Here is a 26236-nt window from a genome sequence, read left to right as displayed (position 1 = left end):
ACCGCCTTCGTAGGGGGTTCCCTGCGCTCCCACCATCGCACGAATCGTGCCAGTAATCACTGGCCGAGTATGGCCACGCCCCGGACGGCGCGAAGGCCGGCGATCACGTCAGGGATTGGCGTTCATGTGGACGGACACCAGATCGAAGCGCCGTGCCTCCAAGTCCCGCCTTTTGATCGCCCAGTACACGATGGCGGACCACAGGTGCTCCAAGCCCGGTCGCCATTCGGCCAAGAGCACCCAGTCCTCGGACTTGAACCGCCTATCGGGCGGGCTTCCCGCGTGATTCGACGCACAATCGACGACGGGATCCCCGAACCCCTCGTTGTCCAGCGCGTACCCGCCGATGCGCAGCGGAACGGAACCGGACTCCTCCGCGGTCATCGAGTCGATCCGGCTCCACACCTCACGCAGGTCCTCGGCGCGGGGATGTGCGGCAAGGTCGAGGGCGATTTCTTGTTTCTCTATGAAGGAGTGATCAGGCAGGGATACGTCTTCCCGGTAGTGCAGTTCACCCTGGAGTTCGTTGTCGAAATCCATGTCCGCTTGCAGGTCACCCGGATCGTAGTCGTACTCCACGTGGCGCACTTGGACGGTCGTACCGGCGGGGATGTACACCGCCGATCCGTCGCAACCGTCCAGGTCGGGGAATGCGAACAACAGAAGGTGGCCGTCGCGCGGCAGGGGGAGGTTCGTCACGTCCTCGGGCAGGGCTGCGAAATCAATGGTCGCGATGAGGTGTTCCGGGAGGTCCCCGTCCAGCGCGGGAACGTGGAGGTCGGGCGGAAGCATCACCGGACCCCCGAGGCGACCCACAGGCGGCCCCTGCGCCTCTGTGGTCAGTTTGACGCGCCGACGGGCCAACTCCAGCCAGCGCTCCACGTCCTCGGGCGGAATCCCTGATTCGAGCGCCGCGCGACGAAAGCGGTCCAACTTCTCCCGAAGTGCCAGGGGCAACGAGCCCGCGGTGCCGGGTTCCGCGCTGCGTCTGCCGGATCCGGCCGATGAAGCTTCGGACTTGTCAGGCAAGAGGTGCTCCAGTGGGTTGCTTCGATCGATTCGCCTGCTCCGCTCGTCCCGCTGGACCGGCGGACACGGGGGCACTCTTGCACATAGACCCGACAATCGTCGGGACAACGGCGTCCATGCCTCACGTGCGGTGTTCTTGACGTCTGGGCAACGAGGCCGTGAGCGCATCTCAGGCGGAAAAGTCGAACTCTCCGTTGCGGACGCCAGCGAGGAGGGCTTGCCATTCGGCGCGGGGTGTAGAGGATGACTTCGGCGTCGGGGACGGTGGCTGTGGCGGACGGCGACACGGTCGGTGCAGTCCACGAGGGGGCCTGCCTCGACACAGTTGCCGCCGTGGTCCGGGCTGAAGGTGCTGATGTGCCAGGCGACGTGTGCGCGTTCCTCGGGGGTGAGGGTGTCGCGTGGTTCCGTGGTGCTCAACGCTCCTCCTCCCGCTTCCCTGGCCGATCATAGAACTCGACCCGATCCAGGCGCACTGGTGTCATGGTGGTTCGTCACACCTCCCGACGTTTCCCACCGCCCGGGCCCAGTTTGTGAGCACGCCGCCGTATGTTCTTCCCGTGAGGATGTCACCTGACATTGACGGTGTTCCGGAGCCCGCGAGTCCAACCTCGCCGTCCGCCGACCCCACACGGACGAACCGATTAGCGATCATTGCGCTGGTCACCGGTGCCGCCGGCCTGGTGGTGTTCGCGATCGGCTTCGCCGTCGCCAGCTCTGGCATGTCCGGCGCCTGGCTTGCCACGCGACGGTCCTGCCGGTCACAACCGGCGGGGGCGCGGACAAGGAGGTCCTTGCGTGGGAGACGGGCTGATTCCATGGAGTGTTCAAATGCAGGTTTCTCAACGGCTCGCCCAGTACCTGGAGCGAAGTCTTCCGCAGGATTTGTCGGCAGACCTCATCGCATCTCTCGAGTGCTTCGATGAGACCAATGTCGACGGTCAGGATGCGGAGCGTGTTGGTGCTGCAATCGCTATTCTTGTCGGTCGTGGAGTTGCCTCTGAGGATGTCATTGGACTGGCTCAGCGGGACTGGCGAGATCTCCTTATGGCATCTGGTCTCGGTGGTGATGATTGGCGCGATACACTGACTACCTACCTCGATTCCGATGGTTCAGCAACACCTAATCCGTAATTTGCGGCGTGTTTGATCCGGCAGTTGTAATAAGCCACACTGACGAGCGAGAAGGATCCCATTGAGGCGAAGGTCTACGTCCGCTGCGCCGAGCGGGGCACGGCGCATCTTCGGTCAGAACCCGCTGGCGCATCTGCTGCTGCGCATCGGGGGCTAACCAGCGGGAGTGGGCGAGCGGGGAGAAATACCGCCCTCTGCCTGGTCGCCGACAAGAACGGCCCACTCACCCGCTCGGCGATCCCGAAGTGAGGACCGGTCGAGTGCGACACTAAGAGCGTGTCTCATGTGGGCGGGTGTGGCCTGCGAGATAATCCGGGATCGTGTCGGATCTTGCACTCCGGTTGGTGCCGGATGAGTTGTGGGAGTGGGAGGTGGTCGAGTCGTTGGTCCCGGGTTCGCGCCGCGTCGGCAGGGTGGTGGGAGGGCGGGTGTGGACGATCGGGCGGTGTTCACCGCGATCGTGACGTGCTGACCAGGGGGTGTGCGTGGCGGCATCTGCCGGGTGAGTTCGGGGTGAGCGTGCCGACCGTGCATCGCCGGTTCACCGCCTGGACCAGCTGAGCTGTGGCCGCACCTGCATCATGCGGTGCTGGACGAGTGGGGCGCCCGCGGGCAGGTGGGACTGGGCGTCGGCGATCGTGGACGCCGGCGCCGTCCGTCGTCCCTCAAGAAGAAATACAAATTGACTCAAATGAGTACCGTGGCCGGGACTCCGGAAGAAACGTTGAATACCTTGAACATGAGTAGGAGGACTTAGAATTGATTATCATTCCTCGAGTTCTCAATAAGCTCCTCCATGAGGTCGATGAGAGTCATGCCCGGACCCTCGCCCTGAGATTCGCTGAGCAAAGCCTACTGGGTGCACAAAGCATTCTCGACCCAGCCCTTGCGAAAGTCTCACTCTCTTATATTGCCGCAGCTCGAGACTTTATGAAGAGTGGTGATATTGCCGGGTTGCAGATCGCCCACGACCAATACTTCAAAGCGCGAGAGGGTGTCGACGACGTTTCGGCGGCCGTGAGTTGGGTCGCCTGCATTGCGGTAATGGCTGCCTGTCAAAGAAATATGGAGCAGGCTGGAATCGTCGTAAGAGAATCATTCATCCCGTCGGTTTTCGATGTGGCTCACGAGGCGCAGAAGGTTGCGGGACGGAAGGACTTAAAGGATCCCCGAGGTCCGCAGGTGGCAAGGAGAGCGCGATGGGAACAGGCCAGGCGGCAGCTTGTTCTCCTTATTGAATCTGCGCCATTTCCAGAATGACTCGCCGTTGATGACGGTCTCGATGCGCGTGACCTGGCCGGATTGGGTTCTTCTACTGTTCCCATGGATCGTCGACCACCGCTGGAAGTTACCGCTGTTTGTGTGACCTGGATGAACGCAGGGCGCCGTCAAAGTCTGTTTCTGCTGGTCTGTGCGATGATTGGAGGACGAGGCCGGGTCGCGGATGGTCTGGTGGCGGGCCTAGAGCTCCCTCTCTAATAGGCGTCATCAGATGAACGATACCGATTACAGAAATGCTGGTGAGTATGTATGCTGATCAAAGAGGGAGACCTTGTGTCGATTCCGGCAACCAGTAAGACATATTGCGTAGGCCAAGTTGCAGCAATAGCGGAAACTTCCTTCCTTATTGCCACTTTTATTCCACATTTTATGGTGAACGGCCGCCTTCCAAAATTGGAGGATATTGACTTTTCGAGTCCCGTCTTCTTGGTCGAGACGATGGATGAGTACGTCGAGTCAGGGCGCTGGAAAGTTCTCGGCGGCCGGATGCCTCTAGAATTTCCGATCCCTGCTTTCAAGGTGCAAGTAGGCTTTGATGTCGATTTCTATATTCAGAATTTTCGCGGCGAAATAGGAAGAAAAGCGTCACAAGCGGAAGTGGATAGACTGCGCACCCACACCTCGTTCTCTCCGAGTCTGGTGGAAGACGCTATCCGGGCTGAGCGACAGCTTGGAGAATGGAATAAGATATACGATATAATGTGGGCCGATCCAGCCCAGGCTATCGAGTATATATTCTGACTGAGCGCCATCAGATCGGGGCGGCGGATCGGGTAGAAGCCCGACTCGAACCGGCTGACGGTCCATGGGACACCGACAAGATCCTTTGACGGAGTAGCGGACGTGGCGAGTAGCCCGTCAAGCACATGGACGTGGCAAACAGGTTCGCATGATTCCATGTACACCAGGAGGGGTGCGCCGTCTCGCGTTAAGAATGAGGGCGTTCATAATGGTGTAAATATCCGTGTAATCTATGTACCCGCTACTGGCCGGGTCATCACGGGCTTCCCGATCGGGTGATTTTATGCACTACAGCCAGGGGCAGGCGGACATACTTTCTCTGCTGCAGAGGTCGCCGATTACGAATAGTGACGTCCGGAAGGACGTTACTGAACTCGTCTATGTGGGAGAAATGGGGTTGGCGTTCGATACTCTTTGTTCCTGGATTTATCAAGAGGAGCTCCGGATATCCCGTGAACTTTATAAAGATCTTGTCGCGCTCTCCATCCGGTTGGAGGAACATAACGCAGTACAGGGACTTGACGAATTAATTGCCGAGTAAAGGCGATAGCAGCCATGGGCTTTCTACCTGGTCAGATGCAGGTTCTCGAGCTCCCGCCATGGCCAGCCAGCGAGGTTGGCCTGGATGGTGGGCTGATTTCCCTTGATCGAGAACAGCCAGTGCCCGCCCTTGGTGCGGACCAGCCGCGCCAGTGGCTCGCGGGAGTGCGGACAGTCGGCCGTGACCAGTGTCGTGGCATCAATCAGCCGCTGGCCAGGGCTTTCACCGCCGCGACTCCATCCCCGGCGATCATCGGCTCGTGCCCGAGCGTGGTGCCGCGTCGTGCCGGACGGCCCGGCGACCGCTTCCTGCCGCATCGACCCGTCCTGGCTCCACGAGCGGGCGCCTTCATCGTCGGTGTCGCCGCGCGATCCACCCGACAAAGCCTCGTCCAGACGACCGAAGTGCCCTCCGCCACGATCCTGCGGAACGTGCGCTCCGACGGCGCCCGCCCCCGGTTTCCGGTCCGTTCAACGATCACCGACTCGCCTTCTCCCCAGCTCCATAGTCCCTGGAATGGGCATCCAGTGGCTACATCAAAGTACAATCCGGTTTCACGAGCACTCTGAGCCTGGCGCATGGGAGGGTGGGTGAAGTGATTAAGCAATCAGCGGAAATGGAATGGCAATGCAGCGAATGTGACAGCGCGGCGAGTTGCTATGTTATTCAGCTGATTTTTCAGGGAGAGCTTCGTTGGGACGCGGAGTGCGAGTGTGAAACATGTGGCATGTCCACGCACTCAGGGGGGACGGGTGAGGCGCCGCAAGACATTCGCTCCGCACTCCTGACTGAAAATGGTTTGGCGACGCTTCTTCTTCCGGCGGGCAATCCTCGACCGGTGAAACTCCTCAAGGTTTTGCGCGAAGCCATTGGAGGCTCGTATGCCGACATCAGGTCCAGTGCTCGCGAACTGGTCGACTCTAGCCGAAAGGGGACTCTAGTCGAAATGGAGTTCTTGGCGATTAGACTACGAGAACAAAGAATTGAGGCGGAAGTGGTCCTCTCCGGGTTCCTGGATTAGGGTTTCTTTTGAGGTTTGCTACTTTTGAGGATCGCAGGATCCAGGTCATCGATATAGACGATGTCGGCGATGAGCGTGTGTTGGAGTTCGTTGATCCTTCGACGGACCCAGACGGTGCCGTTCTTGCCGTTTTCAGCTCATCTGATGACTGGTCAAGTGCGCAAGTGAGTATCAGTCCAAGAGTTGAAAGCGTGTCTGTCGAGTTCATGAAATGGGCTCTACAAGTCGCCCAGGATATAATGCTGATGCCTGAGCCTAAAGCCACCGAGTGAGTTCGAGTGGATCTGCGGGGCTACCTTTTGTGATTCTGGGTGTGCTCGTCCCGCCGCTCACGGTTGTGTGGCTTGTCCACAAGCTCGGCTGGAGTCGTGAACGCTCGGATCGGCGAGCTTGAGGCGCGGCTCACGGTATGTTCTCGGTGACTTGGCTGGGCTGCCGGCCGCTGACCGTGGCGTGTTGGTTGAATAGATTCTGCAGCTCAGGCGTTTTACTTCAGGTGAAGAAGTCGAATTCTCCGTTGCGGACGCCGGCGAGGAAGGCTTGCCATTCGGCGCGGGTGTAGAGGATGACTTCGGCGTCGGGGCGGTGGCTGTGGCGGACGGCTACGCGGTCGGTGCCGTCTGTGAGGGGGCCTGCCTCGACGCAGTTGCCGCCGTTGTTGGGGCTGTAGGTGCTGATGTGCCAAGCGACTTCGGTGCGTTCTTGGGGACTGAGTTGGCGCGGGGTCTGTGCCGTGCTCATTGCCATTCCTCTGTGATTACCGAGATCAAATCGGCTGACTCCGCCGATCCGGGGGCCGAGGCTTCGTGTCCAGCGTACGTTCGTGCGAACCGTTCGCTCTCGGGTGCCTCGATGTAAAGGGCACCTGCCATCGTCTCGGTGTAGGCCACCTCTGGGAAGGGGGCAGGGACACGGCAAAGTCGTTCATGCGGTTTGAAGCAGCGTGACGGTGCGTTGCGGGTCGCGGGCGTGGTGCCGGTTGGCGGCGGCGATGTTGGCGTGCCCGTCGAGGCGGAGCAGGCTGATCGCGAAGCTGCGTAGCGTGGCCATCACGCGGGGCGCGTTTCCGGTCCTGACCAGCGATTTGTCCTCTTGGTAGGTGACGTCGCGGACCCAATGCAGCCGGTTTTCGATATGCCGGTGACCTCGCACCCACGATGCGAGCGTCGCCGGGTCGGCGCTGTGGCCGTCGGCGCTGGTGACCAGGTAGACCACCTCGACCGTCTTCTTTCCGCCCCGGGTGACGGTGCGCCGCAGCTGCGCGATCTGGGCCGCGCCCGTGAACTCGATCCATGCCGGCGCCGACGCGACCTTGATCGTGCGCCGGGTCCGGCGGCCACGGCCCTTGGTCACCGTCGAGACTGCCGGGACATCGGCCCAGGGCAGCTTCTTCAACCGCCGCTGCAGCGTGGGGATGTTGCCCTTCACCGTCATCACGTAGTCCGCGCCGCGGGCGATGACCAGCTCGGCGGTGCCGGCCTGGGTGTGCAGCGCATCCATGGTGATCACCGCCCCGGTCAGGTCGGTGAAGGCCCGCAGCAGGTCCCGGACGGCAGGAATCTCACTGGTCTTGGCCGCGACCGCGACCGGCCCGAGGACCGCACCGGCGCCATGTGCCAGGGCCGCGACCAGATGCGGCGCTTTGCTGTCCTTGTCGCGGGCGCCGCGGATGGTCTTTCCGTCGATCGCGATCACCAGCCGGCCGCCGGCGCGAGCGGCCCGTGTCCACAGCCAGGCTCCCAGGATCGCGTCCAGGGTGCCGGCGTCGACCGTGGCGAACACCCGCCGGAACGTCGACTCTTCTGCGGCCCCGCGAGCGGCGCGCAGCGCGTCCAGCACCTGGTCGCCGGCGTCGGCGGCCCATTGGCCGATCGCGGCGAACGAACGCGATCCGGCGGCCACTGCTGCGATTCCCACCGCGAGCACGCTCACCAGCGTGTGCCGCCGACCGCGCCTGCGGCGGGGATCGGGCACCTGCGCGAGCAGATCCAGCAGGTACTGGCCACGGGCAGCAGAAACAGAGGAAGATGTCATCGGCGGGTGGGTCCTCGCGAACGGCGATGGTGAGTGTGAGAACTTCCATCGAACCGCTCGGGGCCCTCCCGCCACTTGCGAACCCGCAGAGCCAACCAGCGGCTTAATAAAACCCGCAGGTCACAGCCTCACTTCACGACCTTGCCGGATCCCTGCCGACGCAGTACAGGGACTTGACGAATTAATTGCCTAGTGAAAGGCAATAGAATGTCCAGGAATAGCCAATAGTGATGTGGTCATCGCCACCGATGCTCACCCCTTCGGGGTCACTGACGACATCAACGCCTGGGTCCAAGCTGCAGACCTCGAGCCCGGCATGTGGCTCCGTACGAGCGCCGTGGTTATCAATCCATCAAATCCACGCTCGCCTGTCGGCTGGGTGGTCGAGCTCGGCTCGTGCCCGAGCGTGGTGCCGCGTCGTGCAGCATTGAGCCGTCCTGGTTCCACGAGCGGGCGCCTTCATCGTCGGTGTCGCCGCGCGATCCACCCGGACAAAGCCTCGTCCATACGACCCGAAGAGCCCTCCTCCACGATCCTGCGGAACGTGCGCTCCGACGGCTCCCCGGGGGAGGGTGAGGCGTGTATCGATGGTCGTTCCATGAATTCGCCGGCGCCGAAGAGGTGCAGCGCTTGAGCGCGCGGGCCGACGTTCCTGATGCTCCGCTGCTGCTGACATCCTTCGTGGTGGAGGTTGCTGGTGACGTTGGTGCGTACGCGAGGCGTGTGCGGTCCGCCTTGGTGGCGGGCGTCCAGCTTGCTGTTCGGGGAGAATTTGAATCCGACAAACTGCCCGAATTGAAGGTCCCCGGATGGTTTTCCTCTACTGAGGAAGGTGAAGTGGGTGACTTGGCCGAGGTGTTCGAATCAATCGACGGGCGGCGCCGGTACGTTGAGCATTGCGGAGAGGATCCCTGGGAACTTCAGGATTGGCTCTGGAGTATCGAGTCGTAGTCAGGAGATAACTGCGTGAAATGAGGCCCAAATGAAGGAACACGAAATAGATGAAGATCTCCTGACGGTCCTCGGGGCACTGAGGTTGGCGCGAATGATTCCGTTACTCTCCGTTATCGAGACCCCGCTCCTAGAGGCTGTAGACGAAATCGTCCATGTCTACGGTGAGATGAGAGGGGGTGTTCGCTTGGAAGCGATCGATGCGATAACCGACTGGCGTTCCAAGGCTGGAAATATGGAGGAATCTGCCTCCACGACGTACTTTCAGTCGACTGCCGGTGGGGTGGCCCTGGCCGTGGCCGGTGAGACATTCATCGAAAGACGTGCGTCGGTGATCCAGTACAGTCCGGGCAATTTCTGGGAGGCGTGCGACAATATAGTGCACCGAGTTAGCGGCTATCAAATGGTGGAATTTGGTGAGCTCAAGACCACACTCGCAGGAGTTGAATATATGTGGCAAAATCAAGATTTGAAATGCATGGAGAAAATGCAGAATTTGAGAGCGGGCTTTGAGCTTCAGCTCCAGAAAATTCAAGCCAAGAGTGATCAAAGATTTGCTGTTGCTCGCGCAATCGCGCGCTGTGCGGGTTGGCAGATTCGACTCTAGGCGAAATGGAATTTTGGCGATTGGACTACGAGAGCAAGGAATTGGGACTGAAGTAGAAAGTGGAAGTCGGCAAAGTTCATAGCCGTCGACTTTTCGTGTGGTGAACTCAGCGGGTGAATAATCGCTGTTTTAGAAATTGCAGGAGCCGTAAGCGGTGCGTGGGCATGATGATGCCGGTGGAGCTTCGGACGCAATTGACTCAAATGAGGACTGTGGCCGGGACCCCAGAAGAAATGTTGGATACCTTGAGCCTTTTCCACCAGCGCTTATTGGTTGGTGATCACAGCATGATCGCTGGCGGCGTGGCGGGCCCTGAAACGTGAAGAAGCCCTGGTAGGGCGGATGATCTCTCACAACCCATCGCCACCGACACTCACCCCTTCTGGGTCACCGGCGACATCAACTGAGTGATCTGCGGGGCTACTTTTGTGGTTTTGGGTGTACTCGTCCCGCCGCTCACAGTATGTTCTCGGCGACCTGGTTGGGCTGCCGGCCGTTGACCGTGGCGTGTTGGTTGAAAAGATTCTGCAGCTCAGGCGTTTTACCTCAGGTGAAGAAGTCGAATTCTCCGTTGTGGACGCCGGCGAGGAAGGCTTGCCATTCGGCGCGGGTGTAGAGGATGACTTCGGCGTCGGGGCGGTGGCTGTGGCGGACGGCGACGCGGTCGGTGCCGTCCGTGAGGGGGCCTGCTTCGACGCAGTTGCCGCCGCCGTTGGGGCTGTAGCTGCTGATGTGCCAGGCGACGTGGGTGCGTTCCTCGGGGTTAAGGGTGTCGCGTGGTTCTGTCGTGCTCAACGCTCCTCCTCCGCTATCGCCGCGATCATCGCAACGGATTCGGCCGACCCGAGGGCCATGGCCATGTGGCCATCGTAGGCATGGACGAATCGCGAAATGTCGGGTGCCTCGGTGTAGATCGCACCCGCCAGCGTCTCTGTGTAGGCGACCTCGGGGAAGGGGCTCGGCATCCGGAAGATCTCGAAGCTTCCGTAAACGCTCGCCAGCTTTCCGGCCCCCAGTGGGAGCACTCGGATGTCCACTGTCGGCAACGCCGAGAGCTTGATCAGGTGGCGAAGTTGATCCCTGGTGACATGCGGCGCCCCGACCCTGCGACGCAGCACGGCCTCGTCCAGGATAGCGGTCACATGCGGCGGGTCAGTCTTGTGCAAGACCTGCTGGCGCGTCATGCGGAGTTCGTACCAACGTTTGATCTGCTCGTCCGTGGCCTCGTACTCGTCTGCCTGGATTACACGGTCGGCGTACGCAGGAGACTGAAGGAGGCCGGGCACGACCATTGCCGCATATGACCGGATGTGGGTGGCGCGGGACTCCAGCCAGACGTAGTCGATCAGGGAACCTGCGACGTCGTCGGCGTACCCGTCCCACCAGCCCTTCTGCCAGACGTCCTTGCTGAGGTTGAGCAGCTTCTCGCGAAGTGCCGGGTTGGAGACTCCGTACAGGTCGAGGAGCGCGAGCAGGTCGGGACGTCGGATCGGGTAGAAGCCCGTCTCGTACCGGCTGAGCGTCGCGGTGTCGCGCTGCAGGTACTCGGCGGCCTCCTTGAGGAGGATTCCCTTGCTGTCGCGAAGTTCGCGGAGTTGCTGTCCCAGCCACTGCGAACGGAGGGTCCCCGGCCTGGATGTAGCCGCCATCTTTCAGCCTTCCATGATCGCTCGGAAGTCCTGGAGCGAATTACTCAAAGCAACTTGCCCTGTGTTGTATGCGATGCGACTATACCGACAGTGTCCGGATGGATGCAGTGAGTTCCGCAAATGAGGGTGAGCCGGGACGGATCAACGCTTGGCGGCTACGTCCGTCCCGGCCCGGTCGCTCGGAAGGGAGCACCCGGATGGATGACGTCCACGAATCCGAACTACCGACTGTCTACCACGCGGACGTGGCGGAGTGGGCCGTGGCGCTTGGTGGAGGTGTGGCGCCGAGGCTGTTCGCTCTCGTGCGGGAGGTCCTCGGCGAGGGCGACGCTGTTGTGGATGAGGTGGTGGCGTACGGGATCGTCCTGCCGGATGGGTCGGCTGCCACGGTGCCGTTGAGCGGGCGGGGGTTCGGGCGGTGGCTCACTCCGGAGAGCGCGTCGCGGCGGATGGTCTCGGATCTGGTCTGGCTCTCGCCGGTGCCATGAGCCTGACGTAGCGAGGCCCCCGGAACTCTCGAAGAGTCCGGGGGCCTTGGGTGCGTCAGTAGGACGGCTGGCTGGGGTCGATCTGGTTGACCCAGGCCAGGACGCCGCCGCCCACGTGGACGGCGTCGGCGAAGCCGGCGTTCTTGACCACGGCGAGGGCCTCGGCGGAGCGGACGCCCGACTTGCAGTGCAGGACGATCTTCTTGTCCTGGGGGAGGCGCTCCAGGGCGGAGCCGTTGAGGAACTCGCCCTTCGGGATCAGCGTCGCGCCCGGGATCGAGACGATCTCGTACTCGTTGGGCTCGCGGACGTCCACCAGGAAGATGTCGTCGCCGCTGTCCTGCATGGCCTTGAGGTCGAGGACGGTGATCGTGGAGTCCTTCGCGGCCTCGGTGGCCTCTTCGGAGACCGCGCCGCAGAACGCCTCGTAGTCCTCGAGGAGCTCGGTCTGCGTCGGGTTCTTGCCGCACAGCGGGCACTCGGGGTCCTTGCGGACCTTGACCGACCGGTACGTCATCTCCAGCGCGTCGTAGATCATCAGGCGGCCGACGAGGGGCTCGCCGATGCCGGTGAGGAGCTTGATGCCCTCGTTCACCTGGATGGAGCCGATCGAGGAGCACAGCACGCCGAGGACGCCGCCCTCCGCGCAGGACGGGACCATGCCGGGCGGCGGGGGCTCGGGGTAGAGGCAGCGGTAGCAGGGGCCGTGCTCGGCCCAGAAGACGGACGCCTGGCCGTCGAAGCGGTAGATCGAGCCCCACACGTACGGCTTGCCGAGCAGCACGGCCGCGTCGTTCACCATGTAGCGGGTCGCGAAGTTGTCGGTGCCGTCGAGGATCAGGTCGTACTCGGAGAAGATGTCCATGATGTTGTCGCGGTCGAGCGCGGTGTTGTGCGGCACCACGTTGATCAGCGGGTTGATCTCACGGACGGCTTCGGCGGCGGACTCGACCTTCGGCTTGCCGAGGGACGACTGCTTGTGGATGATCTGCCGCTGGAGGTTGGACTCGTCCACGACGTCGAAGTCGATGACGCCGAGGGTGCCCACGCCGGCGGCGGCGAGGTAGAGCAGGGCGGGGGAGCCGAGGCCGCCGGCGCCCACGATCAGGACCTTGGAGTTCTTCAGTCGCTTCTGCCCGGACATGCCCACGTCGGGGATGATCAGGTGTCGCGAGTAGCGGTTGACCTCGTCGCGGGTGAGCTCCGCTGCGGGCTCGACCAGAGGTGGCAACGACACGGTGGGTGCTCCTGTGCTGACGCTCGGCTGTGTTTAGGGCGGGACATCTTCGTCCTCACCCCGCACAACCTTGCCATGTGCCGCCGCATTCCCGGGCGGCGGACGCCCCGGACGGGCCCCTAACCCCAATGTCAGGGCGGAATGTCGCGAAGCACAGTTAATCTTGACTGTTGTGGCATTCCTGCCCCCCTCTCAGCAGCCGCCCCCGCCGCGGCCCCCGTACCCGCCCGGCATGCCCGGCGGCCCTCCGTACGGTCATCGCGCGGGCCCGTACGCGGGTCCCCCGGGTCCCCCTCCCGCGCGTCCCGTGACGGTGCTCGGCCTGACTGGGCGGCAGTGGATGGTCGTCGCGCTCGTCGTCGGATGCTGCTACCTGGTCACCACCGGGATCTCCTTCACCGGCGCCTGGGCGACCCTCACCCGCGAGCCCACCAACGCCGAGTTGCAGGTGGCGGCGAACAAGGAGGTGGCGCGCCGCTGGCAGGCGTGGCCCGCGCAGCGCATCTTCCCCGAGCGGCTTCCCTACAGCCCGCAGACGGGGCACACCGAGTACGCCTCCCGGACGGGCATCGTCCCGGACACCGGGTGCGCGCAGGCCGTGGACGCCCAGATCGCGAAGACGATCCGCAGGCACGGCTGCAAGGCCGTCCTGCGCGCCACCTACGTCGACCAGCTCCTGGGCGTCGTCGTCACGGTCGGCGTGGTGGTGTTCCCTGATCCCTGGAAGGCCGACAAGGCGTACAAGGAACTGCCCGGCTCGAAGGGCCCGGACGGTTCCGGCTCGGTGAGTCCCGCGCTGCACGCGGCGCCGTTCCCCGGGACGGCGTCCGCCCGGTTCACCGACGAGGCCCGGCAGGACCGGACCAGCGACCGCGGCGGACCGTACGTCGTGCTGACGACGTCGGGCCAGACCGACGGCCGCCCCGCGGCGGCGGTCACGAAGGAACGGCCGGGTGAGCCGTTCGCCCTGGCACCGCAGATCGCCCACGTGGTCGCGCGGTCGCTGTCCGCCAAGGCCCTGCCCGACTGCTCCAAGCCCGAGTGGCAGTGCTGACGGGAGAGCGATGCTGACAGGAGGGCGATGCTGACCCGAGTTCCGGCGCCGGCCCGGGTGCCGAGATCCCGGCGCGTTGTGGCCGCCGTCTTCGCGGTGGCGCTGGGCGGGACGTGGCTCATGCCCGTCCCCGCGCACGCCGACATGGTCCGCGACCGGCAGCGGCCCATCCTCAAGACGCTCGGCATGGACGCCGCGTGGAAGATCACCCGGGGCAAGGGCGTCACCGTCGCCGTGGTCGACTCCGGAGTCAACGCCGGCCACGCCGACCTGGCCGGGTCGGTCACCACCGGCCCCAACATGCTCGAAGAGGTCGACGGCGGGTCCACCCCGACGCAGGCGCACGGCACGGCGATGGCGTCGCTGATCGCCGGGCACGGCCACGGCCCGGGCGGCCGCAACGGGGTCATCGGGATCGCGCCGGACGCTCGCGTCCTGTCCGTCCGGGTGATCAGCGAGCCGGAGGACCCGAACTACCTCCGCTACCGGACGTCGGAGAAGGCCGACCACTCGGTGGCCCGCGGCATCCGCTACGCCGCCGACCACGGCGCCGACGTCATCAACCTCTCGCTCGGCAAGGACAACGAGGTCGGCGACGAACGCGCCGCCATCGGCTACGCCATCGGCAAGGGCATCGCCGTGGTCTCCGCGGTCGGCAACGAAGGCGACGACGAGCGCACGCTCGACGGCGACGGGTTCGCGCCGTACTCCTACCCGGCGTCCTACCCGGGCGTCATCGCGGTCGCCGCCACCGAGGGGGACCACTCCCGCGCCCCGTTCTCCAACCGCAACTTCTCGGTGCTGCTGTCCGCGCCGGGGAAGGACCTGCCGGTCGCCGGGCCCGACGGCCGGTACTTCCTGAGCAGCGGCACCAGCGACTCCAGCGCGGTCGTCTCCGGGATCGTCGCGCTGATCCGCGCCAAGTACCCCGACCTGACGCCGGCGCTGATCGCTCAGGCGCTGATCGAGAGCACGAAGCACGGACCCTCGGGCGGCTACAACGCGGAGGTCGGGTTCGGCGAGGTGCACGCGTCCCGCGCTCTGGCGGCGGCCGGGACGCTGGCGGCCGCCGGTTCCGGCGCGGCGAAGGGCAAACCCGCCGGTCAGCGTTTCGGGAAGGACGTCCCCGGCCCCGTCGAGGTCATCGAGCGCCCCGCCTGGGTCAGCACGCTGATCATCGTGATCGTGGCGGCCGGGATCGGCGGGACGATCGCCGCGGTCGCGATCTCGATGACGTTCTGGCGCCGCCACCCCCGGACGGCGGGAGGTCCGCCGGCGGGCCCGCGGCCCGTCCCGGCCGGGGGGCCGCGGCCCGTCCCGCCGCGCGCCGGCCCCTACGGCCCGCCGTTCGGGCAGCAGCCGCAGGGCCGTCCGCAGTTCAACCCGCCGAGGCCGCCGCCTCCCCGGCCGCCCGGCCCGACGGGCGGCCCACCACCGCCCATGTGATCGGCGCGAAACCGGCCTGACGGAGCGCGAGGGGGCAGAATTGGCGGGTGCATGCAGACCCTGACGAGTACGCCGAAGCGGTCCTGGACGCCGTCGAGCTGATCCCGCCGGGGTGCGTCATGTCGTACGGCGACGTCGCCGAGCTGGTCGGGCGGGGCGGGCCCCGGCAGGTCGGGCGCGTGATGTCCCTGTACGGGGGCGGGGTCCCGTGGTGGCGGGTCATCCGCGCGGACGGGAGCCCGCCGAAATGCCACGAGGGACGCGCCCACGAGCACTACCGTGCCGAGGGGACGCCCCTGCGCCCCGACGGCCGCCGCGTCGACATGACCCGGGCCCGCTGGCCGGGCCCGTCCCAGCACGACCCGGCCGGGCCGGCCGGGTCCTGATCGGACGGGTCCTGATCGGACGGGTCCTGATCGGACGGGTCCTGATCGGACGGGTCCTGATCGGACGGGTCCTGATCGGACGGGCCCTTGTCGGGCGCCGGTTCTGTTCGGGCGGGGCCTGGTCGGCGCGTCTCGTCAGGAACGGTGGAGGCGGAAGGCGAGGGCGACGACGGTCGCCAGGACCGCCGGGCTGAGGGCGGCGGCCAGGACGGGGGCGTGGGCCATCAGGGCGCCCGCCACCGCGGCGCCGGCGGCGAGACTGAGGATCACGGCGGTGCGCAGGCCGGACGCCGCGCTCCCGCCAACCGCGAACGCCCCCATCATCGACGTGAGCGTCCCGGTGACGAACGTGGTGGTGATGCCGTCGGCGGACATGCTGCGAGCCGCGGCCGTCTGCGCGCCCATCGCGGTGGACGACAGGGCGATGAGGGCGACCAGCGCGCCGCCGTGCGGTTCGGCGCCCGCCTGCGCCCAGCCTGCGAGGAACGCCGTCTGGAGGGCGAGTACGACGCCGAGGACGGCGGTGACGCGTCTCGGCCAGACCCGCCCGGGTACGGGGCGCCCGGCGATGTGGAAGCCCGCGAGCAGCCCCAGCGCGAACGCGACCGTGGCGGCGCCGCAGCGGGCCAGGTCGGGCCCGTGGCCCTCGCCGGCGGCGAGCCCGAACAGGACGATGTTGCCGGTCATGTTGGCGGTGAAGACCTTCTCCATGCCGAGGAACCCGACGACGTCGGTCGTCCCGGCGCCGAAGGTGAGCAGCACCAGCAGCACGGCACGCAGCCGGAGCGCGCCGGCCGGGCGTTCCCCCGCGTCCCCCGCCGCCGCTGCTGGCGCGGCGGCGGGGGACAGTTCGGACGAGGCGGTCAAGGCACCCCCCTAGTAGATGATCAGTCCGATCACGGTGGACACGACCAGTCCGGCCATGACGGGCAGGAACGAGCGGCGGACGAGTTCGAGCACGGGGACCCGCGCGAACCCCGCCACCGCGATCAGCGACGACCAGGCGACGAGGACGCCGCCGCCGGCCCAGATGCAGCCCATCTGCCCGATCGCGGCGAGCAGCGCCGGGTCGACGCCGGACGCAGGGCCGAGCGTTCCGGCCAGCGAGCCGGTGAGGGGCAGGCCGGAGAACCCGGACCCGTCCAGCCCGGTGATCATTCCGATGATCAGCACGCCGAAGCCGACGACGTACTGGCTGTCCGGGATGGCCTCCTGCATCTGCGTGACGATGTCGAACAGGAAGGCGGGCGTCGCCGCGCCCTCCTCCATGCCCATGATCCGTCCGGCGAAGTCGGCGTTGCCGATGAAGAAGAACCCGGCGATGGGGATGACGATGCCCATCGCCTTCATGGAGAAGACCAGGCCGTCCACGATGTGGTCGGCGCACCGCTCCAGGCTGCCCCGGCCGTCCTTGGCGATCGTGGCGGCCAGCAGCAGCGCCGTGGCGACGCCGCCGACGAGCGCGGCCGCGTCGCCGCCCACGACCTCGGGGACGAGGCCGGTGAACTTGCCCAGCATCATGTAGCCGACCAGCCCGATGAGCGCGATCGGGACGATCGCGGCGAACGTCTTGGAACGCCGGGGGCAGTCGGCGCCGGGCCGGTCGCCCCCGCCCATCGACGACAGCGCCTCACGTGCCATCGCGTCGCCCGATCCGCCGTCCGCCTCGCCGGAGCGCGGCCGCGGCACGGTGACCGAATCAGAACCCGAGCCCGAGCCTGCGCCCGAGCCCGAACCTGCGCCCGAGCCGGATCCGGGCCCGGAGTCGAGGACGGCCACGCCGCCCTCCCCGCCGCCCGTCGCCGCCGGTTCCGTCTGGACGACGCGTCGCCGCAGCACCCGGGTGAGCGAACGGCGCGGCGCCGGGATCGCCATCTCCGACTCGCCGGCCTCCCAGCGTTCGAGGAGCACGGCGTCCGGCTTCCTGAACTCCGACCGGTTCATCAGGTACCCGAGGACGAGCGCGACCCCGCCGGTGATCAGCGACAGCACCATGGCGCGGTCGGCGACCGCGCCGGCGTCGACCCCGGCCGCCTTGGCCGACAGGCCGGGCGCGACCTGGATGACGTAGTCGCTGGACAGCGCCATCCCCTGCCCGGCTAGGGCGATCGCGACCCCCGCGGTGATCGGCGGGAGTCCCGCGGCGATCGCGGCCGGCAGCAGGATGGCGCCCATCAGCGGCACCGCCGGTGTCGGCCAGAAGAACAGGCTGATGACGTAGGTGACGCCCGCGAGCACCCAGAACGCGGAGTGCCCGGTCCGCATGACGACGCGGAACGGCTCCACCATGCGGCGGTCGGCGCCGAGGGCGCGCAGCGACCCGAGCAGCGCGGTCACCAGCGCGATGATCAGGAAGATGCTGAACAGCTCGGTGGCCGCGGTCAGGCTGGCGTTGAAGATCGACTCCAGTCCCGTGGCGAAGTCGCCGGTGAACACCCAGGCGCAGAGGAACGTCGCCGCGACCGCGGGGATGACGACGTTCTTGCGGGCGATCATGACGGCGATGATGAGGATGATTCCGGACAGATAGATCCAGTGAGCGGCTCCCAAAGCGCGCCCCCTCCCTGTACGCGCGCCCTTTTCGAGTCCGACGGGCGCAACGGTTGCAGAGAATGTGCTCGATGGCTCGTGGGTGAACAATGAGGAACGTGCACACTGCGCGGCTAGTCATTTTGTGCACCATGTCGGGCGTCCCGCCAGTGAACCCGCAGCGCACCGGCCCAGTGTGCACGGTGCCCAAGGAAAGTGGGAGATCTTCGGCCATCGGCCCCTATCGGTGCTGATCAGCGCCGCCGAGACTGGGCGGCATGACAGCAGCCAACGCGTCGACGCCGGCCGAGTTCGGGTGCCCGGGCCGCGGCCCGGCGGTCGCCTCCGGCGGGATGGTCGCCTCGAGCCATCCGGCGGTGAGCCTCGCCGGCGCCCGCGTCCTCGCCTCTGGCGGGAACGCCGTGGACGCCGCCCTGGCCATGGCCGCGATGTCGTGGCTCGCCCTTCCCGGGCAGTGCGGCGTCGGCGGCGACGCGTTCGCGCTGCTGCGCCGCCCGGACGGGTCCGTCGCCGCGTTCGGCGGCAGCGGCTTCGGCCCGGACGGCGGGGAGCCCGCCTTCTACCGGGACCGCGGCCTGTCCGCCGTCCCCCTCGAAGGCGCGCTGGCCGTCGCGGTCCCCGGTGCGGTCGCCGCGCTCGCCGCATTGCACGCGGACTCGGCGTCCCGGGACCTGCCCGAGTTGTGGGCGCCCGCGGCCGCCGCCGCCGAGGACGGCCTGCCCTGCACCTTCAAGACGCGCGCCGACATCGTCGAACGCCGCGACGCGCTCTCCCGCGACCCGGGGACGGCGGAGGTCTTCCTCCCCGGCGGCCGCGTCCCCCGCGTCGGCGAACCGATCTTCCAGCGCGCCCTGGCCATGACGCTCCGCCGCCTGGCCGGGGACCCGCACGACCTCTACACGGGCGGTCTCGCCGGACGCTCCGTGGACGCGCTGGCCGGCGCCGGGGCACCGTTCTCCGGCCACGAGTGGACGGCCACCGGCCGGTCCGTCCCCGAACAGGCGCTGACCTGCACGTACCAGGGGCGGACGGTCCACCTGACCCCGCCGCCCACGCCGGGCTGGATGGTCGCGCAGCAGGCGGGGCTCTGCGACGGCGTGCCGGCGGAACTGCCGTGGCTGTCGCCGGAGGCCGTCCACCGGATGGCGTGCGCCGCCCGCGTCGCCTTCGCCGACCGCCTCGCCGGCTGCGGCGCCGACAGCGGCCACTGGCGCGGCCTGCTCGCCCCGGCCGCGCTCTCGGCCGCCCGCGCCCGCCTCGACTCCGGCGACCTGCCGCCGAGCGTCGCCCCGCCGGTCCCGGTAGGCGGCGACACGACGTCCATGGTCGCCGTGGACGCGGAGGGACGCGCGGTGAGCCTCATCCACTCGCTGGCGTTCACGTTCGGCGCCCGGATCACCGTCCCGGGGACCGGCATCGTCCTCAACAACCGCCTGGGCCGCGGCGCGTACCTGATCGACGGCCACCCCAACGAGGTCCGCCCGCGCCGCCGGCCCCTGCACACGCTGAACGCGTGGCTCGTCACCGACGCCGCCGGCCGCCTGCTGCACGTCGGCAACACCCCCGGCGGGGACGGCCAGGTCCAGTGGAACACCCAGCTCATCTCGCACCTGCTCGACCACGGCCACGACCCCGCGACGGCCGTGGCGGCGCCCCGCTTCACCGTCCACCCGGGCAGCGACGCCGACGTCCTGGGCCGCCCGCCGGAACTGCGCGTCGAGTCGCGGCTCGGCCCGTCCCGGATCGAGGCGCTCAGGTCGTACGGCCATGACGTCACCGTCCAGGGCCCCTGGGACGCGGGCGGCAGCGCCCAGATCATCTCGGTCGCGGACGGCGCCCTCCTCGGTGCCTCCGACCCTCGCCAGGACGGGGTGGCCCTCGGTGTCTGACCAGCCCATGCCCGAGTTCCCCGCCGTCCCCCGCCCGCAGGGCGCCTACATCCCGGCGGTGGCCGAACGGCTCCGCGCGGGCGACCTGCTGATCACGAGCGCCGGCATGACCCCGCGCGTGGACGGCCGCCTGACCGCGACCGGCCTCGTCGGCCGCGACCTGGACGTCACCCGGGCCCGGACGGCGGCCGCCGTCGCCGCCCGCAACGCGGTCGCCGCCGTGACCGTCGGGGATCCCGGCTGCGTGCGCCGGTGGCTGCGCATGACCGTCTACGTGGCCTGCACCGACGACTTCACCGACCTGTCCGCCGTGGCGGACGGCGCCTCGGCCGTCCTGGACGAGCTGACCCCCGGCCTCGGACGTCCCGCGCGCAGCGCCATCGGCGTCCGGGCCCTCCCCGGCGGCGCTCCCGTGGAGGTCGAGCTGACCGCGCTGGCACGCGAGTAGTGAGGACGACCGAAGATGCACAGTGGCCTGAACCTGATCGGCGGTGAGTGGGCGCCCGGTTCATCGGGCGCCACGTTCCGGCGGCGGAACCCCGCCCGGCCGGGCGACGTCATCGGGGAGTTCCCCGAGTCGTCGGCGGCGGACGTGGCCGAGGCCGTCAGCGGCGCCGCCGAGGGCGCGCGCATCTGGGCCGCGACCCACGCGGAGAAGCGCGCCGACGTGCTTGAGGCCGCCGCGCGGTGGCTGGAGTCGCGGGCGGACGAACTGGTCGTCGAACTGGTGCGCGAGGAGGGCAAGACCCGCGCCGAGGCGGCGATGGAGATCTCCCGGACGCCCCGCAATCTGCGGTTCTACGCGGCCGAGGCCGTCCGCATCAACGGGGAGAGCTACCCGGCGGCCGACGGCGGCGTCGTCTACACGCGGCGGGAGCCCGTCGGGGTCGTCGGCGCGATCACGCCGTGGAACTTTCCGCTGAACATCCCGTCCCGCAAGATCGGCCCCGCGCTGGCGGCGGGCAACGCGGTGGTGTTCAAGCCGAGCCCGGTGACGCCGCTGCTGGCGCAGCGCCTCGTGGAGGCGTTGCTGGCCGGCGGGCTGCCGCCGCAGGTGATCGCGCTCGTGCACGGCGGCGCCGAGGCGGGGGCTGCACTGGCCGCCGACGAACGGGTCGCGGCGGTGACGTTCACAGGTTCCAACGCCACGGGACGGGCCGTCCACGCCGCGGCCGGGCCCACCCGGCGCGCGCAACTGGAGATGGGCGGCAAGAACCCGGTCGTCGTCCTGGACGACGCGGACCTGGAACGCGCCACGCAGATCATCGTCAAGGGCGCGTTCGGGCTGTCCGGGCAGGCGTGCACGGGGACGAGCCGGGTCATCGCGCACCGGGCCGTCCACGACGAGCTGCTCGACCGGGTCGCCCGCGCCGCCGAGGCCCGTGTCGTCGGCGACGGGCTGCGCGACGGCGTCGACATGGGGCCGCTCGCCGCCGGCTTCCAGATGGAGAAGTTCCTCGGCTACGTGCGGATCGGCGAGGAGGAGGGCGCGAAGCTCACCACCGGCGGGCGGCGCCTCCACGGCGAGGGCCACTTCGTGCGGCCGGCGGTCTTCGAAGGCGTGACCCCGGACATGCGGATCGCCCGCGAGGAGATCTTCGGGCCGGTGCTGGCGTTCCAGCGCGCGTCCGGGTTCGACGAGGCCGCCGAGCTGGCGAACGGCACCCGCTACGGGCTGTCCGCCGGGATCGTCACCCGGGACCTCGACCGGGCGCTGGAGTTCGCGCGGCGGTCCGAGAGCGGACTGGTGAAGGTCAACCAGCCGACGTCCGGAATGGCGATGACCGTGCCGTTCGGCGGGCTCAAGGAGTCGGGCACCCAGACGTTCAAGGAGCAGGCGGGGCCCTCGATGATGCTCTTCTACACGCAAGAGAAAAGCGTCTACATATCGCCCAGTTAATCGGCCCGAGAAAGGGCAGGGAAGGAGAAGGGAAATGGCAGAGCTGCTGTCCAGGGACGCGTTCCGCGCGGAGCTGGAGAACGCCATCAAGGGCCGCGAGGCCAAGAACGCCTCGTTCAGCAAGGCGTGGGCCGACGGCGCGCTCAAGCGGGAGCACTTCGCCCGCTGGGCCGAGAACCACTACCACTACGTCGGCCCGTTCGCCGACTACCTCGCCTACGTCTACGCCAACACGCCCGACGAGTTCACCGGCGCCAAGGACTTCACGCTCCAGAACATGTACGAGGAGGAACTCGCCGACATCCGCCACACCGACCTGCTCATCCGGTTCGCCGAGGCGTGCGGCACCACCAAGGAGCGCGTCGAGGACCCCGACAACATGAACGCCATCACCCGGGGCCTGCAGTCGTGGTGCTACGCCGTCGCGATGCGGGAGCACTTCGTGGTCGCCACCGCCGCACTCGTCGTCGGCCTGGAGTCGCAGGTCCCGAGCATCTACAAGAAGCAGATCGTGCCGCTGCGCGAGGTGTACGGGTTCACCGAGGACGAGATCGAGTTCTTCGACCTGCACATCACCTCCGACGTCGTGCACGGGGAGCGCGGCTACCAGATCGTCCTCGACCACGCCGACACGCCGGAGCTCCAGCAGCGGTGCCTGCGGATGTGCCGGTGGGGCGCGGAGATGCGGTTCTCCTACACCCAGGGCCTCTACGACAGCTACGTCCGGCCCGGCCTCGTCACCACCTGATCCGATTCCGACCCGGCGGCGGGGCGGTCGGCCCGTCCCGCCGCCGTCCCACACGTGAGGAGGGACGCCCCGTGGAAAAGCAGCTCGGCCGGCAGGTCGGGGAGTGGGTGCAGGCCGCCACGCTCGCGGAGGTGCGCAGGCGCAGGCGCCTCGCCGTGGACGTGGCGGGACGGCCCATCGCCCTGTTCCTGGTCGGCGACGACGTCTACGCGCTGGACGACACGTGCATCCACAAGCAGCGGTCGCTGTCCAAGGGCGCCGTCCTGAACGGGCGGGTGATCTGCCCGGGGCACCAGTGGGTCTTCGACCCGGCGACCGGCCAGGTGGAGGGCCAGGACGAGTGCCAGCCGAGCCACGCCGTCCGGATCGCCGACGGCGTCGTCTACGTCGACCCGCAGCCTAGGGAACGAACATGATCGAATCAGTTGTCGTGGCGGGGGCGGGGCAGACCGCCGCGGTCGCCGCCCGCACGCTGCGCCGCCGCGGCTTCGACGGCCGCCTCACGCTGGTCGGCGCCGAGCACGAGGCCCCCTACCAGCGTCCGCCGCTGTCGAAGGAGTACCTCGCGGGGGAGCAGGACCGCGACGAGCTGTGCGTACTCACCCCGGAATGGTGCGAGGCGAACGACGTGGAGTTGCGGCTCGGCGTCCGGGCGGCCGCGATCCGTCCCGGTGACCGGTCGCTCGAGCTGGCGGACGGCTCGTCGCTGCGCGGCGACGCTCTGCTCATCGCGACGGGCGGGCGTCCGAGACACCTGCCCGGCGTCACCGGCGACCGCGTCCGCTACCTGCGGACCATCGCCGACGCCGACCGGCTCCGCGCCGAACTGCGGCCCGGCGCGCGGGTCGTGGTGATCGGCGCCGGGTTCATCGGCTGCGAGGTCGCCTCGGCGGCGATCGGCCTCGGCGCGCACGTCACGGTGATCGAGCAGGCGGGACGTCCGCTCGGGCACGTCCTCGGCGACCTGATGGGCGACGTGATGGCCGCGCTGCTCCGCACGAACGGCGTGGACCTGCGCACCGGCGAGAAGGTCGAGCACTACGCCGAGACCGCGTCCGGCGCAGTCGTCACCACCGGCGGCGGGACGTCCCTGGAGGCGGACGTGGTCGTCGTCGGCGCCGGGATGGTGCCGAACGTCGAGCCCGTCACCGGAGCCGGGATCGACACCGCCGGCGGCGTCGCCGTCGACGAGTACTGCCGGACCGGCGTCGACGGCGTCTACGCGGCCGGCGACGTCGCCCGCCAGTGGCGGCCGCATCTGGGACGCCACGTCCGCGCCGAGCACTTCGACAACGCCAGCACGCAGGGCATGGCGGCGGCGAAGAACATCCTCGGCGGGAAGTCCGCGCACACCGTCCCGCCGTGGTTCTGGTCCGACCAGTTCGGGCACGCCCTCCAGCACGCGGGCCACGGGGACGGCACCGACCGGCTCGTCGTCCGGGGCCGCGTCGAGGACTTCGACTTCATCGCCTTCTACCTGTCCGGCGGCGTCCTGCGCGCCGCGTTCACCGTCGACCGCGGCGGTGACCTCGCGGTCGCCCGGCAGCTCATCGCGGCCGGGGCCGTCCTCGACCCCGACGTCCTGCGCGACGAGGACGCCGACCTGGCCGACCTGTTCGACGCGCTCGGCTGAGACCGCGCAGCGGAGATTGCGCGGCCGAGACAAGGAGCGACTCATGGAATACCAGCGCGTGGCCCGGTCCGGGCAGGTGCCCGACGGCGTCGTCCGCCGCTTCTTCGTGGGCGAGGCGGAGGTCGCCGTCGCCCGCTGGGACGGCGAGGTGCACGCCATGGCGAACTACTGCACCCACCTCGACTGCCTGCTGTCATCGGGCCGGGCGACCGAGGACGGGCTGCTGTGCTCCTGCCACGGCAGCGTGTTCGACTTCGCGACCGGCGAGCCGGTCACGCCCCCCGCCACGAAGCCGGTCAAGGTGTATCCGGCGAAGGAGGAGGACGGGCAGATCTTCGTGCACGTCCCCCCGGAGGACGCGGCGGGCGGCGGCCCACGGCGGCGGAGGCCCGTTGGCCGAGGCTGACCCGCCGCGGCCGCTGGGCCGCGGCGACTGGGCGGTGCTCGTCCCGCTGCTGCTCGGCACGTTCACCGGCACGGTCGCCAACACGATCGTCAACGTTCCGCTGACCCTCATCATGCGGGACCTGGACGCCCCCATCGCCGCCGGGACGCTGATCGTCGTCGGCTTCACGCTCACGTTCGCCGTCCTGCTGCCGCTGTCGGGGTGGCTCGGCGACCGCTACGGGCCCCGCCGGATCTTCATCGCCGCGATGACCCTGCTCGGCCTCGCGTCGGCCGGCGCAGGGCTCGCCGTCGACCTGCCGACGCTCGTCGCCGCGCGGGCCGCCCAGGGCGTCGCGACCGCCGCGATCCTGCCCGCCGTCATGGCGGTGATCGCGTCGCGGTTCCACGGCGGCGGCCGCGGCCGGGCCCTCGGGCTGTGGGCGGCGGCCAACGGCGTCGGCCAGGCCGCCGGGCCCACCCTCGGCGGCGGGCTGGCCACCTGGTTCGGCTGGCACGCGGTGTTCTGGCCGATCGTCCCGCTGTGCTTCGCCGCCGCCGCGCTCGCCGCCCGGTTCGTCCCGGCGACGCGGGGGCGGCGGGTCCCGCTCGACTGGCGCGGCGCGGCCCTGCTCACCCTCGCCGCGGGCCTCGGCCTCGGCGCGACCTCCGCCGCCGCGACCCTCGGCGCGACGTCGCCCGCCGTATGGTGCGGCGCCCTCGCCGCGCTGCTCACCGCCGCCGCCTACGTGGCGTCCTCGCGCGGGCGGCCCAACGCGTTCCTTCCGCCGCGGTTGCTGCTGGAGGTCCGCTACCTGCGTTCCTGCCTCAGCGCCTTCGCGCAGATGTTCTGCCTCGGCGCGACGCTGCTCGCCGTGCCCGTCTACCTCACCACCGAGCGGCACACCGGAACCCTGTACGCGGGGGCCGTCCTGGTGAGCCTGCCCGTCGTGATGTCGGTGCTGGGGCCGGTCACGGGCGTCCTCATGGAACGCCTGTCGCCGCGTGCCGTGCTGCGCGGCGGCCTCGTCGTCCTCATCGCCGGGCAGGTGCTGGTCGCCGCCGTCCTCGCCGCGTCCGGGGCGGTGCCGTGGCTGCTCGCCGCCCTCGCCCTGACCGGGGCGGGGGTCGCGTTCGTCCAGACGCCCGCCGCGACCGGCGCCACCCGGTCCGGGGCCGGACGCCGCGGCGCCGGGCTCGGCCTGTTCAACCTGCTGCGGTTCGGCGGGTCGGCCCTCGGCGCCGCCTGGGTCGGCGCCGTCCTCGACCAGGCCCCCGCCTACGGCATCGTGTTCGCCGTCTGCGCCGCGACGGCCGCGCTCGGCCTCCTGGCGTCCTTCGCCGGCCCCGACCCCACCTGAGCCGGCCCAGGGGATAGATCAGCCCCCAGGGGTCGGTCAGCCCCGGGGGTTGGTGAGCCCCCGGGGCGGTCAGCCCCCGGGGTTGGTCAGCCCCGGGGGTCGGTCAGCTCCGGAGCAGGTCAGCCCCCAGGACGGTCAGCCCCGGGGTTGGTTAGCCCCCGAGACGGTCATC

At 68.2% G+C, this 26236-nt stretch carries 27 protein-coding genes and 1 pseudogene; 18 read left to right on the top strand and 10 right to left on the bottom strand.

Features of this window, described 5'->3' with window-relative positions; genetic code table 11:
* Positions 1-108 precede the first annotated feature (108 nt).
* Together AB0C35_RS18835 and AB0C35_RS18830 are read right to left on the bottom strand one after the other, a co-directional pair.
* A complete protein-coding gene (locus tag AB0C35_RS18835; protein WP_358457380.1) occupies positions 109-1029 on the bottom strand; it encodes a DUF1963 domain-containing protein in 921 nt (306 codons plus the stop codon).
* Between the two features lie 303 nt (positions 1030-1332).
* Positions 1333-1449 (bottom strand): annotated as a pseudogene (locus tag AB0C35_RS18830) (DUF397 domain-containing protein); the annotation flags it as partial.
* Between the two features lie 378 nt (positions 1450-1827).
* On the opposite strand from AB0C35_RS18830, the gene AB0C35_RS18825 reads away from it, so the two are divergent.
* From AB0C35_RS18825 to AB0C35_RS18810, 4 genes are all read left to right on the top strand, one after another.
* Positions 1828-2163, top strand: a complete 336-nt coding sequence (locus AB0C35_RS18825) for a hypothetical protein (RefSeq protein WP_358457239.1) — start codon at positions 1828-1830, stop codon at positions 2161-2163.
* A gap of 759 nt (positions 2164-2922) precedes the next feature.
* Positions 2923-3423: a hypothetical protein gene (locus tag AB0C35_RS18820; RefSeq protein WP_358457236.1), complete on the top strand. Its 501-nt coding sequence runs from the start codon at positions 2923-2925 to the stop codon at positions 3421-3423.
* A gap of 270 nt (positions 3424-3693) precedes the next feature.
* Positions 3694-4185, top strand: a complete 492-nt coding sequence (locus AB0C35_RS18815) for a hypothetical protein (RefSeq protein ID WP_358457233.1) — start codon at positions 3694-3696, stop codon at positions 4183-4185.
* A 232-nt stretch (positions 4186-4417) separates the two neighbouring features.
* Positions 4418-4726 (top strand): MafI family immunity protein, encoded by a 309-nt coding sequence (locus AB0C35_RS18810; RefSeq protein WP_358457230.1) that lies wholly within the window; start codon positions 4418-4420, stop codon positions 4724-4726.
* 23 nt (positions 4727-4749) lie between these two features.
* On the opposite strand, the gene AB0C35_RS18805 is transcribed toward AB0C35_RS18810, so the two are convergent.
* From AB0C35_RS18805 to AB0C35_RS18795, 3 genes are all read right to left on the bottom strand, one after another.
* A complete protein-coding gene (locus tag AB0C35_RS18805; RefSeq protein WP_358457227.1) occupies positions 4750-5043 on the bottom strand; it encodes a hypothetical protein in 294 nt (97 codons plus the stop codon).
* Positions 5044-6239: 1196 nt separating this feature from the next.
* Positions 6240-6488 carry a DUF397 domain-containing protein gene (locus AB0C35_RS18800; RefSeq protein ID WP_358457224.1) on the bottom strand — a complete coding sequence of 83 codons (249 nt, stop codon included), beginning with the start codon at positions 6486-6488 and terminating at the stop codon, positions 6240-6242.
* A gap of 183 nt (positions 6489-6671) precedes the next feature.
* Complete coding sequence (locus tag AB0C35_RS18795; protein WP_358457222.1) at positions 6672-7781, bottom strand: ISAs1 family transposase; 1110 nt, start codon at positions 7779-7781, stop codon at positions 6672-6674.
* 579 nt (positions 7782-8360) lie between these two features.
* Between AB0C35_RS18795 and AB0C35_RS18790 the strand changes: the two genes are divergently transcribed.
* Positions 8361-8732 carry a hypothetical protein gene (locus AB0C35_RS18790; protein WP_358457219.1) on the top strand — a complete coding sequence of 124 codons (372 nt, stop codon included), beginning with the start codon at positions 8361-8363 and terminating at the stop codon, positions 8730-8732.
* Positions 8733-8763: 31 nt separating this feature from the next.
* Positions 8764-9339, top strand: a complete 576-nt coding sequence (locus AB0C35_RS18785) for a hypothetical protein (RefSeq protein ID WP_358457217.1) — start codon at positions 8764-8766, stop codon at positions 9337-9339.
* 546 nt (positions 9340-9885) lie between these two features.
* Here AB0C35_RS18785 and AB0C35_RS18780 read toward each other — a convergent pair.
* Together AB0C35_RS18780 and AB0C35_RS18775 are read right to left on the bottom strand one after the other, a co-directional pair.
* Positions 9886-10134, bottom strand: a complete 249-nt coding sequence (locus AB0C35_RS18780; RefSeq protein ID WP_358457214.1) for a DUF397 domain-containing protein — start codon at positions 10132-10134, stop codon at positions 9886-9888.
* Positions 10131-10988 (bottom strand): helix-turn-helix transcriptional regulator, encoded by an 858-nt coding sequence (locus AB0C35_RS18775; protein ID WP_358457211.1) that lies wholly within the window; start codon positions 10986-10988, stop codon positions 10131-10133. Before AB0C35_RS18775 ends, AB0C35_RS18780 begins: the two co-directional genes overlap by 4 nt.
* 197 nt (positions 10989-11185) lie before the next feature.
* On the opposite strand from AB0C35_RS18775, the gene AB0C35_RS18770 reads away from it, so the two are divergent.
* On the top strand, positions 11186-11476 hold the full coding sequence (locus AB0C35_RS18770; RefSeq protein WP_358457209.1) for a hypothetical protein: 291 nt from the start codon (positions 11186-11188) through the stop codon (positions 11474-11476).
* A 55-nt stretch (positions 11477-11531) separates the two neighbouring features.
* Here AB0C35_RS18770 and moeZ read toward each other — a convergent pair whose 3' ends face one another.
* Complete coding sequence (gene moeZ, locus AB0C35_RS18765) at positions 11532-12713, bottom strand: adenylyltransferase/sulfurtransferase MoeZ (RefSeq protein ID WP_358457208.1); 1182 nt, start codon at positions 12711-12713, stop codon at positions 11532-11534.
* A 307-nt stretch (positions 12714-13020) separates the two neighbouring features.
* On the opposite strand from moeZ, the gene AB0C35_RS18760 reads away from it, so the two are divergent.
* From AB0C35_RS18760 to AB0C35_RS18750, 3 genes are read left to right on the top strand one after another with little or no spacing between them, the layout of a single operon-like run.
* Entirely contained in the window at positions 13021-13767 is a 747-nt protein-coding gene (locus tag AB0C35_RS18760) for a hypothetical protein (RefSeq protein ID WP_358457206.1), read from the top strand.
* Positions 13768-13794: 27 nt separating this feature from the next.
* Positions 13795-15213, top strand: coding sequence for a S8 family serine peptidase (locus AB0C35_RS18755; RefSeq protein ID WP_358457203.1), 1419 nt, complete (start codon positions 13795-13797; stop codon positions 15211-15213).
* Between the two features lie 47 nt (positions 15214-15260).
* Complete coding sequence (locus tag AB0C35_RS18750) at positions 15261-15599, top strand: MGMT family protein (protein WP_358457200.1); 339 nt, start codon at positions 15261-15263, stop codon at positions 15597-15599.
* A 135-nt stretch (positions 15600-15734) separates the two neighbouring features.
* Here AB0C35_RS18750 and AB0C35_RS18745 read toward each other — a convergent pair whose 3' ends face one another.
* Together AB0C35_RS18745 and AB0C35_RS18740 are read right to left on the bottom strand one after the other, a co-directional pair.
* Positions 15735-16466, bottom strand: a complete 732-nt coding sequence (locus tag AB0C35_RS18745) for a YoaK family protein (RefSeq protein WP_358457197.1) — start codon at positions 16464-16466, stop codon at positions 15735-15737.
* A gap of 9 nt (positions 16467-16475) precedes the next feature.
* The gene (locus tag AB0C35_RS18740) at positions 16476-18149 is read right to left on the bottom strand and encodes a hypothetical protein (protein ID WP_358457194.1); all 1674 of its coding nucleotides are present in this window, start codon (positions 18147-18149) and stop codon (positions 16476-16478) included.
* A 257-nt stretch (positions 18150-18406) separates the two neighbouring features.
* Between AB0C35_RS18740 and AB0C35_RS18735 the strand changes: the two genes are divergently transcribed.
* The 8 genes from AB0C35_RS18735 to AB0C35_RS18700 all read left to right on the top strand — a co-directional run bounded on the left by AB0C35_RS18735 (position 18407) and on the right by AB0C35_RS18700 (position 26064).
* Positions 18407-20038, top strand: coding sequence for a gamma-glutamyltransferase (locus tag AB0C35_RS18735; protein ID WP_358457191.1), 1632 nt, complete (start codon positions 18407-18409; stop codon positions 20036-20038).
* Positions 20031-20486 (top strand): RidA family protein, encoded by a 456-nt coding sequence (locus AB0C35_RS18730; RefSeq protein ID WP_358457188.1) that lies wholly within the window; start codon positions 20031-20033, stop codon positions 20484-20486. The genes AB0C35_RS18735 and AB0C35_RS18730 overlap by 8 nt, the downstream gene beginning before the upstream one ends.
* Positions 20487-20501: 15 nt before the next feature.
* Complete coding sequence (locus AB0C35_RS18725) at positions 20502-21938, top strand: aldehyde dehydrogenase family protein (RefSeq protein WP_358457185.1); 1437 nt, start codon at positions 20502-20504, stop codon at positions 21936-21938.
* A 34-nt stretch (positions 21939-21972) separates the two neighbouring features.
* Positions 21973-22686: an iron-containing redox enzyme family protein gene (locus AB0C35_RS18720; RefSeq protein WP_358457182.1), complete on the top strand. Its 714-nt coding sequence runs from the start codon at positions 21973-21975 to the stop codon at positions 22684-22686.
* Positions 22687-22757: 71 nt separating this feature from the next.
* Positions 22758-23102, top strand: a complete 345-nt coding sequence (locus AB0C35_RS18715; RefSeq protein ID WP_358457180.1) for a Rieske 2Fe-2S domain-containing protein — start codon at positions 22758-22760, stop codon at positions 23100-23102.
* Positions 23099-24319 (top strand): FAD-dependent oxidoreductase, encoded by a 1221-nt coding sequence (locus tag AB0C35_RS18710; protein WP_358457177.1) that lies wholly within the window; start codon positions 23099-23101, stop codon positions 24317-24319. The genes AB0C35_RS18715 and AB0C35_RS18710 overlap by 4 nt, the downstream gene beginning before the upstream one ends.
* 43 nt (positions 24320-24362) lie before the next feature.
* The gene (locus AB0C35_RS18705) at positions 24363-24725 is read left to right on the top strand and encodes a Rieske 2Fe-2S domain-containing protein (protein WP_358457174.1); all 363 of its coding nucleotides are present in this window, start codon (positions 24363-24365) and stop codon (positions 24723-24725) included.
* Complete coding sequence (locus tag AB0C35_RS18700; RefSeq protein WP_358457171.1) at positions 24712-26064, top strand: MFS transporter; 1353 nt, start codon at positions 24712-24714, stop codon at positions 26062-26064. The genes AB0C35_RS18705 and AB0C35_RS18700 overlap by 14 nt, the downstream gene beginning before the upstream one ends.
* Positions 26065-26236: the final 172 nt, after the last annotated feature.

It is taken from the genome of Spirillospora sp. NPDC048819 (assembly GCF_040650055.1).
GTDB lineage: Bacteria > Actinomycetota > Actinomycetes > Streptosporangiales > Streptosporangiaceae > Spirillospora.
This window is presented reverse-complemented; position numbering and strand designations above follow the sequence as displayed.

Coding starts and splice junctions, on each gene's coding strand:
- AB0C35_RS18815 (WP_358457233.1), top strand. CDS start 3,694: ATGCTGATCAAAGAGGGAGACCTTGTGTCGATTCCGGCAACCAGTAAG.
- AB0C35_RS18810 (WP_358457230.1), top strand. CDS start 4,418: ATGTACCCGCTACTGGCCGGGTCATCACGGGCTTCCCGATCGGGTGAT.
- AB0C35_RS18805 (WP_358457227.1), bottom strand. CDS start 5,043: ATGCGGCAGGAAGCGGTCGCCGGGCCGTCCGGCACGACGCGGCACCAC.
- AB0C35_RS18800 (WP_358457224.1), bottom strand. CDS start 6,488: ATGAGCACGGCACAGACCCCGCGCCAACTCAGTCCCCAAGAACGCACC.
- AB0C35_RS18795 (WP_358457222.1), bottom strand. CDS start 7,781: ATGACATCTTCCTCTGTTTCTGCTGCCCGTGGCCAGTACCTGCTGGAT.
- AB0C35_RS18785 (WP_358457217.1), top strand. CDS start 8,764: ATGAAGGAACACGAAATAGATGAAGATCTCCTGACGGTCCTCGGGGCA.
- AB0C35_RS18775 (WP_358457211.1), bottom strand. CDS start 10,988: ATGGCGGCTACATCCAGGCCGGGGACCCTCCGTTCGCAGTGGCTGGGA.
- AB0C35_RS18770 (WP_358457209.1), top strand. CDS start 11,186: ATGGATGACGTCCACGAATCCGAACTACCGACTGTCTACCACGCGGAC.
- AB0C35_RS18755 (WP_358457203.1), top strand. CDS start 13,795: ATGCTGACCCGAGTTCCGGCGCCGGCCCGGGTGCCGAGATCCCGGCGC.
- AB0C35_RS18735 (WP_358457191.1), top strand. CDS start 18,407: ATGACAGCAGCCAACGCGTCGACGCCGGCCGAGTTCGGGTGCCCGGGC.
- AB0C35_RS18725 (WP_358457185.1), top strand. CDS start 20,502: ATGCACAGTGGCCTGAACCTGATCGGCGGTGAGTGGGCGCCCGGTTCA.
- AB0C35_RS18720 (WP_358457182.1), top strand. CDS start 21,973: ATGGCAGAGCTGCTGTCCAGGGACGCGTTCCGCGCGGAGCTGGAGAAC.
- AB0C35_RS18710 (WP_358457177.1), top strand. CDS start 23,099: ATGATCGAATCAGTTGTCGTGGCGGGGGCGGGGCAGACCGCCGCGGTC.
- AB0C35_RS18705 (WP_358457174.1), top strand. CDS start 24,363: ATGGAATACCAGCGCGTGGCCCGGTCCGGGCAGGTGCCCGACGGCGTC.